Source organism: Halalkalicoccus jeotgali B3 (assembly GCF_000196895.1).
GTDB lineage: Archaea > Halobacteriota > Halobacteria > Halobacteriales > Halalkalicoccaceae > Halalkalicoccus > Halalkalicoccus jeotgali.
Genome location: NC_014297.1, coordinates 890216 through 904621, shown reverse-complemented (window position 1 = coordinate 904621; position 14406 = coordinate 890216). Strand labels below are relative to the sequence as shown.

16 protein-coding genes are annotated in these 14406 nt (G+C 66.6%); 5 read left to right on the top strand and 11 right to left on the bottom strand.

The features are described 5' to 3' along the window. Positions 1 to 33: 33 nt before the first annotated feature. Entirely contained in the window at positions 34 to 678 is a 645-nt protein-coding gene (gene rnhB, locus HACJB3_RS04455; protein ID WP_008414371.1) for a ribonuclease HII, read from the top strand. Positions 679 to 1386: 708 nt separating this feature from the next. Here the strand turns inward: rnhB and HACJB3_RS04450 are convergent. Further along, on the bottom strand, positions 1387 to 2949 hold the full coding sequence (locus tag HACJB3_RS04450) for a preprotein translocase subunit SecD (RefSeq protein WP_008414368.1): 1563 nt from the start codon (positions 2947 to 2949) through the stop codon (positions 1387 to 1389). Beyond that, positions 2946 to 3806 (bottom strand): protein translocase subunit SecF, encoded by an 861-nt coding sequence (gene secF / locus HACJB3_RS04445; protein WP_008414367.1) that lies wholly within the window; start codon positions 3804 to 3806, stop codon positions 2946 to 2948. Before secF ends, HACJB3_RS04450 begins: the two co-directional genes overlap by 4 nt. 84 nt (positions 3807 to 3890) lie before the next feature. Here secF and HACJB3_RS04440 point away from each other — a divergent pair, with 84 nt between their 5' ends. Continuing rightward, entirely contained in the window at positions 3891 to 4220 is a 330-nt protein-coding gene (locus HACJB3_RS04440) for a hypothetical protein (RefSeq protein WP_008414365.1), read from the top strand. Here the strand turns inward: HACJB3_RS04440 and HACJB3_RS04435 are convergent. After that, positions 4198 to 4662, bottom strand: a complete 465-nt coding sequence (locus HACJB3_RS04435) for a DUF5812 family protein (protein ID WP_008414363.1) — start codon at positions 4660 to 4662, stop codon at positions 4198 to 4200. The two genes, HACJB3_RS04440 and HACJB3_RS04435, sit on opposite strands and share 23 nt — an antisense overlap. A 37-nt stretch (positions 4663 to 4699) precedes the next feature. After that, a complete protein-coding gene (locus HACJB3_RS04430; protein WP_008414362.1) occupies positions 4700 to 5209 on the bottom strand; it encodes a hypothetical protein in 510 nt (169 codons plus the stop codon). Between the two features lie 90 nt (positions 5210 to 5299). Here HACJB3_RS04430 and HACJB3_RS04425 point away from each other — a divergent pair, with 90 nt between their 5' ends. After that, positions 5300 to 6589, top strand: a complete 1290-nt coding sequence (locus HACJB3_RS04425; RefSeq protein WP_008414360.1) for a hypothetical protein — start codon at positions 5300 to 5302, stop codon at positions 6587 to 6589. Positions 6590 to 6676: 87 nt separating this feature from the next. After that, positions 6677 to 6823, top strand: a complete 147-nt coding sequence (locus tag HACJB3_RS04420; RefSeq protein ID WP_008414358.1) for a CopG family transcriptional regulator — start codon at positions 6677 to 6679, stop codon at positions 6821 to 6823. Here HACJB3_RS04420 and HACJB3_RS04415 read toward each other — a convergent pair. Both HACJB3_RS04415 and HACJB3_RS04410 read right to left on the bottom strand, forming a co-directional pair. Then, positions 6820 to 7278 (bottom strand): NOB1 family endonuclease, encoded by a 459-nt coding sequence (locus HACJB3_RS04415; RefSeq protein ID WP_008414356.1) that lies wholly within the window; start codon positions 7276 to 7278, stop codon positions 6820 to 6822. The genes HACJB3_RS04420 and HACJB3_RS04415 overlap by 4 nt on opposite strands. Further along, positions 7279 to 7524, bottom strand: a complete 246-nt coding sequence (locus HACJB3_RS04410; RefSeq protein WP_008414355.1) for a PRC-barrel domain-containing protein — start codon at positions 7522 to 7524, stop codon at positions 7279 to 7281. Positions 7525 to 7645: 121 nt separating this feature from the next. On the opposite strand from HACJB3_RS04410, the gene infB reads away from it, so the two are divergent. Continuing rightward, entirely contained in the window at positions 7646 to 9451 is a 1806-nt protein-coding gene (gene infB / locus HACJB3_RS04405) for a translation initiation factor IF-2 (RefSeq protein WP_008414352.1), read from the top strand. An 82-nt stretch (positions 9452 to 9533) separates the two neighbouring features. On the opposite strand, the gene HACJB3_RS04400 is transcribed toward infB, so the two are convergent. The 5 genes from HACJB3_RS04400 to pepF are packed head-to-tail and all read right to left on the bottom strand — an operon-like array spanning position 9534 to position 14331. After that, positions 9534 to 9920 (bottom strand): DUF5811 family protein, encoded by a 387-nt coding sequence (locus HACJB3_RS04400; RefSeq protein WP_008414350.1) that lies wholly within the window; start codon positions 9918 to 9920, stop codon positions 9534 to 9536. Positions 9921 to 9972: 52 nt separating this feature from the next. Next, positions 9973 to 10722 (bottom strand): hypothetical protein, encoded by a 750-nt coding sequence (locus HACJB3_RS04395; RefSeq protein WP_008414349.1) that lies wholly within the window; start codon positions 10720 to 10722, stop codon positions 9973 to 9975. A gap of 40 nt (positions 10723 to 10762) precedes the next feature. Then, a complete protein-coding gene (locus tag HACJB3_RS04390; RefSeq protein ID WP_008414346.1) occupies positions 10763 to 11230 on the bottom strand; it encodes a pyruvoyl-dependent arginine decarboxylase in 468 nt (155 codons plus the stop codon). A gap of 39 nt (positions 11231 to 11269) precedes the next feature. Continuing rightward, complete coding sequence (gene pan2 / locus HACJB3_RS04385; RefSeq protein WP_049934289.1) at positions 11270 to 12487, bottom strand: proteasome-activating nucleotidase Pan2; 1218 nt, start codon at positions 12485 to 12487, stop codon at positions 11270 to 11272. A gap of 53 nt (positions 12488 to 12540) precedes the next feature. After that, positions 12541 to 14331: an oligoendopeptidase F gene (gene pepF, locus HACJB3_RS04380; protein ID WP_008414343.1), complete on the bottom strand. Its 1791-nt coding sequence runs from the start codon at positions 14329 to 14331 to the stop codon at positions 12541 to 12543. Positions 14332 to 14406 lie beyond the last annotated feature (75 nt).

Below are 14406 nucleotides of genomic sequence, written 5' to 3'. Positions count from 1 at the left end.
CAGGTACTTGATCGGCGCGCGCGAGCGGCGGGTATGTGTCGCTTCGGGATCGACGAGGCCGGCAAGGGGCCCGTACTGGGCCCGATGATCGCCGCCTGCGTGTGCGTCCCCGACGAGTCGGTTCTCCCCGAGGGGATCGACGACTCGAAACGCCTCACGCCGGCGAAACGCGGACGCCTCTCGGAGGCGCTATTGGGAGACGAGGCGATCGGGATCGGGATCGCCGCCGTTTCTCCGGACCGGATCGACACACCGGAGACGGACATGAACTCCCTCACGGTAGCAGCCCACGCCGAGGCCGCAAGCGAGGTCGTTGAACCCGGGATGACGGGGATCTGCGATGCAGGCGACGTCGACGCCGGACGGTTCGTCCATCGGGTGGGTCAACGCCTTCCAGAGGGCGTCTCGCTTTCGGGCGAGCACGGCGCCGACGAACACCACGCGATCGTCGGCGCGGCAAGCGTCGTCGCGAAGGTCGAGCGCGACCGGCGGGTCGCGGCCCTAGAGGCGGCGTACGGCGAGGTGGGAAGCGGCTACCCGAGCGATCCGACCACGCGGGAGTTCCTCGCCGAGTACGTCGCCGAGAACGGCGAGCTTCCCGAGTGTGCGCGCGCGTCGTGGAAGACGAGCGCTGACGCGCTCGCGGCCGTCGAGCAGGGAACGCTCGCGGAGTTCTGAGTCCGTGATACCGTACACACGGTCGGCTACGGGAAAGCGATGACCGACGATCGAAAGCCGATCTACCTGGGCGACGACCGGCGAACCGGCGAGACGCTGGCCGACCACGAGTCGGCCTACGACGTCCTCGTGGACTACATTCAGGGCGGGCTCGCACAGGTCGCGTTCCTCGCCGCGCCGGCGTTGTGGGTCGGCGCCGTGACGCCCGCCTCTACCGTCGAGATCGCGACGGCGGCGATGAGTGCCCTGCTGGTCACGTCGGTGCTTCTCACGGCGTTTCGCGGCGGGCACCTCCCGACGGCCCGGCCGTGGCCGGTGCTCACGAACAGGCGCCTTGGAACCACCGGCTGGCGGGCGTTTCTCACCCGCTCTGTGTACCTCTCCTCGACGCTTCTCGCGGTCACGTACGGTGGCGTGCTAGCACAGGCCGCCGGTGGGAGCCCCCTCGCGAACGTCCTCGTCGCGGGGGCCGGAACCGTCGTGGCGCTCGTCGCGTTGCCGGTCCTCTCTGCGGCCACGCCGCGGGCGCGCGCCGGGCGGTTCGGGTACTGCCTACTGGGGTCCGTGCTCGCGGTGGCCATCCCCGTTCGGGCGGGCGCGGGCCTCGATCCGAGCGGGGTGGTGTCCCTCGGTGTGATTCTCGCGCTCGCGACGGCGGATACGCGACCGGTCGAGGCGATCCGGGCGTGGCGAGCGACGCCCGCGGGCTCAGCGGTCGAGGCGCAACAGGACCCGCAGGACGTCGCCGTAGGCCGGTCGCGTCACCAGGACGCCGATCAGGACGCCGACGATGGTAAACAGCGCGAACCCGGTCAGATCGCCGAGGCTCAGGAAGGCGAGCGGTGACATGGCGACGATGGTGGTCGCGGCCGCCGCCCCGATCACCCAGAAGGCCTTCCGGAAGCGGCTCTCGAAGACCCGGCTCGTCGAGACGTCCCCTTCCTGAAGGATCTCATCGGCAATGATGATCAGGTCGTCGACGCCGGTGCCGACGACGGCGATGAAGCCCGCGATCGCCGCCAGATCCAGCGGGTAGCCGACGGCGGCGGCAAAGCCGAGCAGGAGGAAGACCTCGGCGGCCGCGGTCAGGATCATCGGCCCGGCGATCCGGGGACGGCCGTAGCGGGCCGCGACCACGCCCGAGACCGCCACGACCGAGATCAGTCCCGTTACCAGCGAGTAGAGCTTGAAGTCGTCGGCGAGGCTGGGTTCGAGGTAGTACTGGGTGCCAGACTCGATGTCGAGCGGTGCCGGCGTCGCGCCCGCAAGCAGGTTGACCCGGAGTTCGCGGACGTCCTCGATCGACCGGCCGCTCATGACGAAACTCGGGTCGTTGGCGTACGTCCCCGATTCCATGCTCGCCGCGAGACTCTCGCCGAGGCTTGCCGAGTAGACCACCTCGCCATCGACGACCGTCAGCAGACAGTACCCCGGATCGTCACGGTTCTGGTCCCACCGGCAGGCCTCGACGCCCTCCTGGGTGAAGCCGGTCTCCTGCATCACGCCTGAGAAGTCTTCGGCGCCCTCCTCGGTCAGTGTGATCCCGATGTGGGGCCCGTAGGGCGGCTCGTCTTGTGGCGAGCCGATCGAGTTGATGTCGTCGGGCTGGATCGCGGTAGTGTTAGTGTAGCCCTCCTCAGTCGGGTGGTGGGCGTAGACTTCGACGAACCCGCGGTCCTCGATCAGGTCGATCACCGTCCCGCGGTCCTCGCCGGGCACCTCGACCACCACGAACTGCTCGCCGGTCGAGGAGGTCGATTTCCGCGCGTCGCCCGTCGCGAACGGCGACTCGCGGATCTTCTCGTCGAGGACCTCGACGGCCTCGTTGACCGTTCGCTCGGTCACGCCCTGCCGGATCTCCGTGTCCTCGCCGCTCACCTCGACCACGCGAAGCGCCGCGAGGAAGTCCTCCTCGCTTACGGCGTCGGTGGTGATCTCGACGGTGCCGTCCTCGGCGGTTTCGCCGGGGTAGGCGTTGACGTTTCGCCCGCTGATCCCCAGTTCCGTCGCGACCTCGGACTCGATTTGGGCTTCCTGGCCGGCATCGACATCGACGCCCTCGGCGGTGAGTCCCGCAAGCGGCGCGCGCACCCGCGTCCCACCCGAGAGTTCGAGGCCGAACTGGAGGTTCGTCGGACCGGTGTCCGCGACCGGTCCGCCGCCGTCGTCGGGCCCGAACTGCGGGGCGAACAGCACCGCCGCGCTGACCGCAACGAGCACGATCAGGAGGGCGATCCGCCAGTGTTTTCGGAGCGTCGAAAGGCCGCTCATCGGGCGATCCCCTCGTACTTGTACCAGCGAAGCAGACTCACGTTGAGCAGGTAGGTGTTCATCAGATCGGCCAGCAGTCCGAAGACGAGAACGAGACCGATCTCCGGGAGCAGCGGGATCGCAAACAGCGTCGCGACGGTCGTCATGACGACCATGGCGACCAGCGACGTAACCGTCATCGTCACGCCGGTCCGCATCGCCCGGTGGGTGCTTTGATAGAAGTCCCCGCGCCGACGGAGGACGTGGTTGTTCAACAGCAGGTCCGAATCGACGCTGTAGCCGATCAGCATCAACAGCGCGGCGACCGTCCCCAGCGAGAGCTGGATGCCAAAGAGGTTCATCAGCGCCACCGGGATGGCGATGTCCGAGAAGGCCGAGAGGACGACCGCAATCGAGGGGACGAACGTCCGGAACATCAACGCGACGAGCACACTCATCCCGACGAAGGCGATCGCGACGCCGACGAGCGCCTGGGTCTGGGTTTCCGAACCGAAGGCCGCCGAGGTACTGGAGATGGAGGTGACCGTAAAGCCGGCGTCGGTGGCCTGCTGTTCGATGGCGGCGGTATCGGTCGACTGGAGGGTGACGATGTACTCGCCCTGGCCTGTCGCGATCGACTGGATCGACGCGGGTTCGCTCTCGAAGGCGGCCGCGATCTCCGTCTGGGAGGCGTCCGTCTGGAGCTGGACTTCGGTCCCGCCGGTGAAGTCGATCCCGGGATCGACCGGGGTACCGGTGACTGCCCACATCCCCACGATGATCAGCAGCGAGAGGACGAGAAGAGCGAGAGGGGCCGCCGCCAGCTGGCGGTTCGAGTACCGGGTGTAGTCGATCACCGGTACCGTCGAATCGAGCATGAGTTTCGATGTGATACGGCCAAAAATAAGCTTTCTTATCCGATCAGGTGGGGCGTTTTTGTCCGCGGAGCATCTATCCCGTTCATGGCACCGAACGACGCGGCCCGGGTCGTCGTCTCGTATCCGGCAGACCTGAGCGACTGGGGGCGCTTTCAGGTCGAAAAGCCCGCCTTCCGGGCGTATCTGCGAAAGACCCTCGGCCAGGTCCGCGAGGGGGAGGTCCGCGAGGAGTTCGTGGGCGTGGGCTGTTGTGGGGACTCGCTCGACGTCCCCCTGCGGATCGAAGCAGTCGAGGGGGGCACTGAAGTCACCCGCGAGACCGACATCGAGTATACGGTCAGGGAGGCCTGCGAAATCGAGGGGGGCTGGCTGGTCCAGAGCGCGGGCGGACCTACGGCAGATACCGGACGCTGACGATCCCCGCCTCGGCGCGGATCTCCACGCGCTCGACCCCGTAGCGCGCCGCTCGTGCGAGCGTTTCCTCGTCGGCGCGGATCTCGGCGACGGCCTCCTCGGTCCGCTCGGGGGGTACCGTCAGGACGTGAATCTCGCCGATCCCCGCCCGCTCGGTCCGGGTGACCTCTCCGACGCCCTGTCCGGCGGCGATCTCCCGTTCCTGGCTCGTAGGTGGCTCTTCGCTCTCCTCGACCGACAGCGACCGGCGCTCGTCGATTTCCCGGAGTTCCCACGTCGCCTCGACGGGGGGTTCGGGCGCGAGCTCGCCCGCGATGGCTTCGCCCTCCGCGAGGTCGGGGTTCCCCGAGAGAGTGTGGACCTGTCCGGTCTCGACGTCGCGCAACACCGCGGAGTCGGCGTCGGCGTGGGTCACGAGGAACGTCCCGTGTGTCTCGTCCATACCGGAGGGAGGCTACCGATCCCTTTGTCGATTTCGCCTACCGGAGCCGTCGGTGGAGGGCGGCAATGAGGGCGGCCGCCAGAAGCGGCGGGACGATCCCAAGCGGCGAGGGAAGCGCGTACAGCGGGTCGATCACGATTCCGAAACTCCCCGTCGATTCTTGGAGGCCCGGGGGAACCGAGATCACGAGCCCGAGATAGAGCGCGCCCACGAAGAGGAACCCCCCGAGCGCGAGGGCAGTGTCGTAGGCGCTCCCCGACCCGAGGCGCTTTCGGTGGCGTCGGGCGACCAGCAGGACCGGCGCGAGGATCGGCGCGACCACGAGCAGGGCCACGAGGACGAAAAACGAGCGTACGAGCGTGATCGACTCGGTGGCCCCAAGGGTGGTGGCGATGACGACGATCAGCGCGAGCGCGAACAGCAACGCGACCAGCCCCGAGAGCACGGCGGCGAGGGCGACGTAGCCCCGATACACCGGGGAGTCGCTCTGGCCGTAGGAGTACCGAAAGCTCCCGAGCAGGCCCTTGTACGTCCGGTCGTCTCCCATCGTCCGAGGTTGGAAGGCGAATCGAATAAACACCCCGGTCGACCGTGGAACGGTCACAACCCTTTTGCGCTGGGCCCGCGCGCACCCGATATGGAAATCGACATCGGCAACGCGCTCGACTCGGTCGCCACGCCCGGCGTCTCGCGCGCGACGCTGGAACGACTCGATGGGCGGGTCGCCGACGCCCACGCGCGCATCGAGGCGGGACTCGATGGACGCGATCACGGCTACGCGGCGCTCGCGCTCCCTGAAACCGCCGACCCCGACGCGATCCAGGCGGCGGTCGATCCGATCGACTGTGAGACCCTGTTGGTCGTCGGGATCGGCGGCAGCGCACTCGGCGCGGCGACGGTCGCCGATACCCTCGACCTGGACATCGAGGTCCACACCCTCGACAACGTCGACCCCGCTCACACCCGCGAACTGCTCGACTCGCTCGATCTCTCGCGGACGGCGATACACGTCGTCTCGCGGTCGGGTACGACCGCCGAGACACTTGCGAACTTCCTCGTCGCCCGCGAGGCGATGGATGCTGCCGGAGTCGACTGGACCGAGCGCACCCTCGTCACGACGGGTCAGGCGGGCAACCTCAGGAACCTCGCCGAGCGCCACGACCTGCCCGCCCTCGACGTGCCGACGGGTGTTCCGGGCCGGTTCTCGGCGCTCTCGACGGTCGCGCTGCCGGCCGCGGCGCTTGGCGGGGGCGACGTGGAAGCGCTGCTCGCGGGCGCGCGCTCGGAGGCCGAATCGCTTTCGGGCTCGCTCTTCGAGACTCCGGCCTACGCCTACGGGGCGACGAGCTACGCGCTCGCACAGCGGGGCTGGCGGGTCAACGCGATGATGCCCTACGCCGAATCGCTCGAGACCTTCGCGGAGTGGTTCGCCCAGCTGTGGGCCGAGAGCCTCGGCAAGGAGGGGGTCGGTCAGCTCCCGGCACGCGCGCTCGGCGCGACCGACCAGCACTCCCAGCTCCAGCTCTACCGGGCCGGCCCGCGAAACGCGATGGTGACGCTCGTCCGACCTCGGGACCGTCCGGATCTGCCGATCCCCGAGACGGACCTCGAGGGCCTCTCGTATCTCGGGGGCGCCTCGCTCGGCGGGCTGCTGGACGCGGAGTTCGAGGCCACGGAGGCGAGTCTGGCCGCGGCGGGTCGGCCTTCGATCCGGGTCGAACTGGAGCGCGTCGACGCCCACGGACTCGGGGAACTGCTCTACGGGATGGAGGCGGCCTGCATCCTCGCCGGCGAGCTGTTCTCGATTCCCACGTTCGAACAGCCGGCCGTCGAGTGGGGCAAGCGGGCCGCACGCGGACTGCTCGGTGGCGGGGAGTTCGAGGAGGCCCGCGCCGTCGAGGAGAAGACCCGTCTGCTGATCGACTGACGGGTCGGAACGGCGATATGTAATCCGCGCAGATAAATTATAGAAGTCTGACATAGTTTTATATCGGTCGACATCGTAAAAGGGAGTATGACTCAGCGGTACAGCCTCGTCTGTGACGACCAACTCGCGGCAAAAGTCGACGCCATCGCCACGGAGTACGGTCTCACGGAGACGGAAGTCCTCCACCAACTCGTCGCGCTCGGGCTCGAACGTCGCGAGACGGCTGCGCGCTAGGTCGGGTTCTTGCGCGCGAGCGGGCTCCCACAGACCTCACACCGATCGAGCTGTCGGTCGAACTCCCGGCCACAGCCCTGGCACTGGAACGACCACTGACGCTGTTCTGTGATCCCCTCGCGAGCGATCACCTCGACGGTGACGTTGAGCTTTTCGGCGACGTTCTGCATGGCGTAGTCGTCGGTCACGAGGGTGCCGTCGAGTTCGAACGTCGTCGCGACCAGCCGGATGTCGGTATCCGAGAGTTCCTCCAGATCGCCGAGTTCGGCGGCCGCCCGGCGGACAGTGTCGATGGTTTCGTCAGTGGGGATGTGGATGTGCATCCCCGAGCCCTCCATCGCGTCGTATCTGTAGGCGCTCTCGTCTTCGAGTTCCTCGCGCACGAGCGGGATGCTCGCGGTCTGTTCGGTGGTGTGGTACTCGTGGATGAACGCAGAAGAGTCGAGGACGTACATTTAACGCTGGACGACGATGTAGTCTTTGACCGCCTGCACCCGGGAGACGGGCATCCGGAGTCGGTTCTCGTCGTCGAGTTCGAGACCGAAATCGGCCGCGGTGATATCGTCGTTCGGCGTGACGACCAGATCGTGGAGTTCGCCGGTTTTGATGTCCATCGTGATGTTGTACAGCATCCCGAGTTCGGCGCCGTCGGCGCCCATAACCGCCTTCCCCGAGAGGTTCTCCGCCAGTATCTCCGACATACCCCACAGAAGAGAGCGGACGCTAATAAACGCCACGGGGCCGATTTCACCGGTTTGCGCGCTACGATGGACTTAACTACCGCGCCCCGTTCGGCTAGGATAGAGTTTCTCGGGTGGTAGGATGTCGGACACAGATACAACACAGGCCTCTTCATCGGGGCTCAGGACGCCGATCGTCGCCGTTCTCGGACACGTCGATCACGGAAAGACTAGTTTGCTCGATAAGATCCGCGGCTCGGCGGTGATCGAGGGCGAGGCCGGCGCGATCACCCAACACATCGGGGCGACGGCCGTGCCCCTCGATACCGTCTCGCGGGTGGCGGGCAGCCTCGTCGATCCGACCGACTTCGACCTGCCGGGCCTGCTGTTCATCGACACGCCGGGCCACCACTCCTTTACCACGCTTCGCTCCCGGGGAGGCGCACTCGCGGACATCGCGGTCCTCGTCATCGACGTCACCGACGGCTTCCAGCCCCAGACGATCGAAGCGATCAAGATCCTGCAGGACTCCTCGACGCCCTTTGTCGTCGCCGCGAACAAGATCGACACCGTTCCCGGCTGGAACCCCCGCGAGGACAGCCCCGTTCAGGGGACCTACGACGCCCAGAGCGATCGGGCGCGCTCGCGACTCGACGAACGGCTCTACGAGCTCATCGGCGAGCTCTCGGATCACGGCTTCTCGGCCGATCTCTACTGGCGGGTTCAGGACTTCCAGAAGAACGTCGGGGTCGTCCCCGTCAGCGCGATGACCGGCGAGGGAATCCCCGACCTCCTGACCGTTCTCATGGGCCTCTCACAGCGCTACATGAAGGAGGCGATGGCTATTGACGTCGAGGGACCGGGCGCGGGCACGGTCCTGGAGGTCAAAGACGAGAAGGGCTTTGGCGCGACCGTGGACGTGGTGTTGTATGACGGCACCATCCGGGAGGACGAGACGATCGTCGTCGGCGGGACCAACGAGCCGATCGTCACTGACGTCCGCGCGCTCCTTCAGCCCCGCCCGCTCGCGGAGATCCGAGCCGAGAGCCGGTTCGATCGGGTCGAGGAGGTGAGCGCGGCGGCGGGACTGAAGATCGCCGCGCCCGACCTCGAGGCGGCGATGGCCGGCGCGCCCGTTCGCGTGGTTCGGGACCGCGAGATCGACGACGTGATCCGCGAGGTCGAAGCCGAACTCGCGGAGGTCGAAGTGAGCACCGAAGAGGAGGGCGTCGTCGTCAAGGCCGACACCCTCGGGAGCTTGGAGGCGATGGCCAACGCACTGGCCGAAGCCGAGATCCCGGTCATGCGCGCGGAGGTCGGCGACATCGCCCCGCGGGACGTCTCGATCGCGAGCACCGCCGACGACCCGATCCACCGGACCATTCTGGGGTTCAACGTCGAGGTACTTGGCGACGCGAAACGCCACGCCGACGAGAACGAGGTGCGGATCTTCCGGAACGAGGTTATCTATCAACTCGTCGAGGGTTACGACGAGTTCGTCGAGGATTCCCGCAAAGCCCAACAGGAGACCATCCTCGAGAACATCACCCGACCGGGCCGGTTCCAGTTGTTGATGGACCACACGTTCCGCCAGAACGACCCCGCCGTCGTCGGCGTCGAGGTGCTCGGGGGAACCGTACGAAACAACGCCCAGGTCGCGAAATTCGAGGGTAACGAACCCAAACGCGTCGGCCGAGTCAAGGGGATCCAAGAACAGGGCGAGGACGTAGAGGAGGCCCGACGCGGCAAGCGCGTCAGCGTCGCCATCGACGGCCCCACCGTGGGCCGACAGATCGAGGAGGGTGACGAACTCTGGATCGAGATCCCCGAGAAACACGCGAAGATCCTCGAACAGGAACTCACCGAGGACATCCCCGCGGACGAACGCGAGGTTCTCCAGATGTATCTCGACAAACAGCGCCGTCGGGACCCCTTCTGGGGCAAGTAAACCGTCGCTCGAACCGGACCGCGACCACGTTCCGTACGATGGGCGAGAAGATCCGATCACCGACTTGGATACCGAACGGAGTCTAGCGCGCGGTCGGGGAGACGTCGTCGTTGATCGCGTGTTTGACCTGGAGGGCGGCGCTTGCGGCCAGTCCGCGGGCGACTTCCTCGCGGTCGTCCTCGGTGATGTACTCCTCGCTGTCGAGGTCGGGCTGGAAGCCGGCGCTGATCGGGTGGCCGATGGGCGGCTGGACGGCGACCATCGCCTCGGGGCCGCTCTGGCCCTGACTGACCTCGGCGCCGACGACGTACTCGTCGGGCAGGTACTCCCGGACGCGGCGGGTGATCGCCGAGAGATCGGCGCGGAGCGTCCGGCGCTGATCCGCCGTGAGTTCGGGCATCTCATCGGGCATTCGCTGACCGGCGTTCGTCGTCCCCGGCAGCCCGGCGTACGGCGTGTTTCCGTTCATAGGAAAGAACGACCCCCGATAAGAGTCCCCCCCTCAAAAGTCCGTCGGCCCCTCATCCGGTCGCCTCGACCAGCGCGACGATCGTTTCGCGGAACCGTGCGGGGTCGAACTCCAGATCGAGGAGGGTCGCAACGTCGAGCCCGCTGGCCTCGGGAACGAGCGTCCCGAGGGCGTCCGCGGCGGGAAACGCCCCGCCGGCGACGTAGGTGGTATCGGACTCGGGTTTCCAGACCGCGAACACGCCCTCCATATCGAGGTCGTCGCCCTCGAACTCGACCGTCGTGGACACGCCGTAAGCCTCGACCTCCCGGGTGAACGCTGGAATGGGCATCGCCCCGCGGTACTCGACGAGTTCGCCGTCTGTCTCGGGAAGGGGTGCGCTCGGCTCGACGCGCTCGATGGCCTCCATCCCCCTTTCACGGAACCCCGCCTCGATTCCGCGCATGGCGTCGTCGACCAGTCGCTCGGGTGTGGCGAAGGGACGACCGATTCCTTCGAGGGTCATCCGCGAAGCGACGAAACGCGCGAGGCTGCGGTCGACCTCGTCCCCCGAGAGGTTCCGAAGCGAGTCACGGAACGCGGAGTGGTCGTAGGTGTATGTCCGCTCGTGGACCGTGAGTGCCTCGATTCCCCAGTAGGTGACGGCGTACTCGTCGGTCAGTTCGTCCAATCGCTCCCACCCCGAGAGGGCCTCCTCGTCGACGACGGGCCACGGGTACTCCTCGCGTGCGCTCCCGAGACATCCGCTGCCGGCCAGCGCACCCGCGGCTGCCGCGCTTGCGAGGACCTGTCTGCGTTTCACACCAGTACAAATGGAAATACAACTGATAGTTATGCGGCACCTATCTGATTGCCCGTCCGGACCCGTAAACCGCAAGGACGACCGCAGTCGCGAACCCGTCGTCGGGGTCGGCACAGGAAACGGCGGTCTCGACGTCGCCGAAGGACCACTCCCGGAGGTCCATTCCCGCGGCGATGCCACGCTTGACCCGGGAGCGTACCCGCTCGGGGGTCTCCTCGCCGGCGGCCTCATAAAAGAGACCGGGTCCCCCGTCGCTTCTCGTCCACGCGAGGGCGGCGCTGACCGGCCGGGTGGCGCTCGTCGCGCGGGCCTCGACGACCGTCAGTTCGTCTCCGACGGGGCCCAGATCGGGTGCGCGCCCGACGAACTCGACGCTGGCGTCGGCGGGGATGACCGAGGAGACGTGCGTGAGGTTGTAGTTGTGAACGTTCGCCTCGGCGAGGGCGGCGTCGTACGAGGCCATCTCCGTGGGAGCGATCGCGCTTCCACGAACGATACGGATCTCCATATCCGATCTCGACCGGGCGCGGACAAAGGGGGTTCGATCCTAGTAGACGTAGTAGCGGGTGTCGTTCTCGGCGTCGGTAGCGACCTTTTCGAGGGCCTCCTTGAAGTCCTCGGTGCGGACCTCGGTACGGTCGTCTCGGACCGCGAACATCCCCGCCTCCGTACAGAGGCTCGCGAGTTCCGCACCGCTGAACCCTTCTGTGTCCTCGGCCAGTTGCTCGAAGGCGACGTCCTCGGCGACGTTCATCTCCTCGGTGTGGATCTCGAGGATCCGCGTTCTGCCCTCGATGTCGGGCTCGGGCACCTCGATGAGGCGGTCGAACCGGCCGGGCCGGAGGATGGCGCGATCGAGCATGTCGAAGCGGTTCGTCGCAGCGATGATGCGGATCTCGCCGCGCTCGTCGAAGCCGTCCATCTCCGAGAGGAGTTGCATCATCGTACGCTGGACCTCCGCGTCGCCCGAGGTTTTGGACTCGGTGCGGGTGGCCGCGATGGCGTCGATCTCGTCGATGAAGACGATCGCCGGCTCGTGTTCCCGCGCGAGTTCGAAGAGGTCCCGAACCAGCCGCGAGCCCTCGCCGATGAACTTCTGGACCAACTCCGAACCGGCCATCTTGATGAACGTGGCGTCGGTCTCGTTCGCGACCGCCTTCGCCAGCATCGTCTTGCCCGTCCCTGGTGGCCCGTGCAGCAATACGCCGCCCGGCGGCTCGATACCGACCTTCTCGAACTGCTCGGGGTTCGTCAGCGGGTCCTCGACGGCCTCGCGGACCTCGCGGATCTGGTCGTCGATCCCGCCGATGTCGGCATAGGAGACGTCGGGGCTCGCCTCGACGGCCATGGCCTGGGCACGCGCGTCGGTCTCGACGTCGAGGGCGGTCTCGACGCCAAAGGAGTCGTTGACCGCGACCCGGTCGCCCGCGGCGAGGTCCTCGGCGAGGGAGGGCTCGATCTCGGTCAGGACCTCCTGGTTCGTGCCGTGTTGTTTGACGACCGCGCCGTCCTCGGTGAACTCCTCGACGGTCGCGACGTACAGCGAAGCGGTCTTGAGCGCGCTGTTTTCGCGTTCGAGGGAATCGACGCGCTCGTGAAGCGTCTCTCGACGGTCGTGTGCTTCGTCGATGCGCGCTTCGAGCTGGTCGTTGATGCGGACCAGATCGACGTAGTGATCGCGAAGCGCGTCGAGCTGCTCGCCTTCGGGCATCTCGGGGTCGAGATCCAGATCCGGGCGGTCGGGAACAGAGGGGCTATGGGCCATTGATGTTCCTCCTAGGAAAGCGCGTCAAAAGTGCCTTTGGGTGGCGGCCGATCCTACAACAGCGATTCCATCTCCCCGAGGTACTCGTCGTAGACGGCAAGCGCGTCCTCGATGGGCTCGGGCGAACGCATGTCGACGCCCGCGATATCGAGGAGTTCGAGTGGGTACTCCGTCGAGCCCGACCGGAGGAACTCGCGGTAGTCCGCGGCGGCGGACTCGCCCTCCTCGAGGATCCGCTTCGAGAGCGAGACGGCCGCGCTGATTCCCGTCGAGTACTGATAGACGTAGTACGCCCGGTAGAAATGCGGGATGCGCATCCACTCGCGGGCGATCCGGTCGTCGACGACCGCGGGGTCGTAGAAGTCGGCTTTGAGCTCGCCGTAGAGTTCGTCGAGCGCGTCGGGCGTGAGCGCGCCGCCCTCCTCGTCGATCTCGTGGGCGCGGTGTTCGAACTCGGCGAACATCGTCTGGCGATACAGCGTCGAGCGAAAGCGTTCGAGATACTCGTTGAGTACGTGCAGGCGGAACCGTTCGTCCTCGACGGTTTCGAGCAGGTGATGGGTCAGCAACGCCTCGTTGACCGTGGAGGCGACCTCGGCGACGAAGATCTCGTAGCCCGAATAGGTGTAGGGCTGGTGCTCGCTGGTGAGCTGTGAATGGAGGGAGTGGCCGAACTCGTGGGCCAGCGTGTACATCGAGGGGATGTCGTCCTGGTAGTTCATCAGGATAAAGGGCTGAGTGTCGTACGTTCCCCCGGAGTACGCACCCGCCTGTTTGCCGGCGTTCTCGTAGACGTCGACCCACCGCGAGTCGAGCCCCTCCGCGACGCGGGACTGGTAGTCCTCGCCGAGCGGTGCGACCGCCTCGACGACGTGTTCTGCGGCCTCGTCGTACCCGATGTCGGGGCTCTCGCTTTGGGCGACCGGCATGTAGAGGTCCCACATCCGCAGCTCGTCGACGTCGAGCGCCTTCCGTTTGAGGTCGCTGTGGCGATGGAGCGCGTCGAGGTTCTCCCGCACCGTGTCGACGAGGTTGTCGTAAACCTCGACGGGGATGTTCGGCCCGTCCAGTGCCGCCTCGCGGGCGGTGTCGTAGTTTCGTGCCCGCGCGAGTTTGACGTCCGCTTTGACGCTGTTCTTATACGAGGTTCCGACTGCGTTTCGTACCTCCTCCCACGTGTCGTAGAACGCCTCGTAGACCTCGCGGCGGAACGTCCTGTTCGGGTTCTTCTGCAGTTTCGTGAAGTTCGCCTGCGTGATCTCGACTGCCTCGCCGTCCGGGTCCTCGACCGTGGGAAACTCCATGTCCGCGTTCGAGAGCATGGTGTAGATCTCGCCCGAGGCGCCGGTGATCTCGCCCAGTTCCGCGAGCAGCGCCTCGACTTCCGCTGAGCGGGTGTGGGGTTTCATCCGCAGCACGTCGTCGAAGTAGTGGTCGTACTCCGCGAGTGCGGGTTCCTCGTCAATCAGCTCGTCGAGCTCGTCCTCCGAGAGGTCCTGGAGTTCGGGCTCCAGAAAGCTCACCGCGCTCGACGCTTCGGAGGCCAGCGACTGGGCGCGGGCGGTCAGCGCCTGGTACTCCTGATCGCGGGTGTCCTCGTCGCGACGCATCCGGGCGTAAGCGGCGACCTGCGAGAGGTCGCGCATGACGTCTTCGCGGAGCGAGAGCAGTTCGTACAGCGTCTCGCCGCCCTCGGTCGTGTGTCCCTCGTAGGCTTCGAGCTCCGGGATCCGCTCGGAGAGCGACTCGTAGGCGGCCTCCCAGTCGTCGTCGCTCGCGTAGATGCTCTCGAGGTCCCAGGTGTACTCCGTGGCGATCTCCTCGCGTTCGGGGATCGAACTCATTACACACGGTACGTGTCAGTACGGACTAAACAGTAGCGGTTCACCAACGGGTGCAACACAACGACCATGTAGCGG

Bases quoted from the DNA above. Each gene is read 5' to 3' on its own strand.
- secF (WP_008414367.1), bottom strand. From the start codon at position 3,806: ATGCTCGATTCGACGGTACCGGTGATCGACTACACCCGGTACTCGAAC.
- pepF (WP_008414343.1), bottom strand. From the start codon at position 14,331: ATGAGTTCGATCCCCGAACGCGAGGAGATCGCCACGGAGTACACCTGG.
- HACJB3_RS04390 (WP_008414346.1), bottom strand. From the start codon at position 11,230: ATGGAGATCCGTATCGTTCGTGGAAGCGCGATCGCTCCCACGGAGATG.
- HACJB3_RS04425 (WP_008414360.1), top strand. From the start codon at position 5,300: ATGGAAATCGACATCGGCAACGCGCTCGACTCGGTCGCCACGCCCGGC.
- HACJB3_RS04410 (WP_008414355.1), bottom strand. From the start codon at position 7,524: ATGTCGGAGATACTGGCGGAGAACCTCTCGGGGAAGGCGGTTATGGGC.
- HACJB3_RS04400 (WP_008414350.1), bottom strand. From the start codon at position 9,920: ATGAACGGAAACACGCCGTACGCCGGGCTGCCGGGGACGACGAACGCC.
- pan2 (WP_049934289.1), bottom strand. From the start codon at position 12,487: ATGGCCCATAGCCCCTCTGTTCCCGACCGCCCGGATCTGGATCTCGAC.
- HACJB3_RS04435 (WP_008414363.1), bottom strand. From the start codon at position 4,662: ATGGACGAGACACACGGGACGTTCCTCGTGACCCACGCCGACGCCGAC.
- HACJB3_RS04430 (WP_008414362.1), bottom strand. From the start codon at position 5,209: ATGGGAGACGACCGGACGTACAAGGGCCTGCTCGGGAGCTTTCGGTAC.
- HACJB3_RS04450 (WP_008414368.1), bottom strand. From the start codon at position 2,949: ATGAGCGGCCTTTCGACGCTCCGAAAACACTGGCGGATCGCCCTCCTG.
- HACJB3_RS04415 (WP_008414356.1), bottom strand. From the start codon at position 7,278: ATGTACGTCCTCGACTCTTCTGCGTTCATCCACGAGTACCACACCACC.
- rnhB (WP_008414371.1), top strand. From the start codon at position 34: ATGTGTCGCTTCGGGATCGACGAGGCCGGCAAGGGGCCCGTACTGGGC.
- HACJB3_RS04440 (WP_008414365.1), top strand. From the start codon at position 3,891: ATGGCACCGAACGACGCGGCCCGGGTCGTCGTCTCGTATCCGGCAGAC.
- infB (WP_008414352.1), top strand. From the start codon at position 7,646: ATGTCGGACACAGATACAACACAGGCCTCTTCATCGGGGCTCAGGACG.
- HACJB3_RS04420 (WP_008414358.1), top strand. From the start codon at position 6,677: ATGACTCAGCGGTACAGCCTCGTCTGTGACGACCAACTCGCGGCAAAA.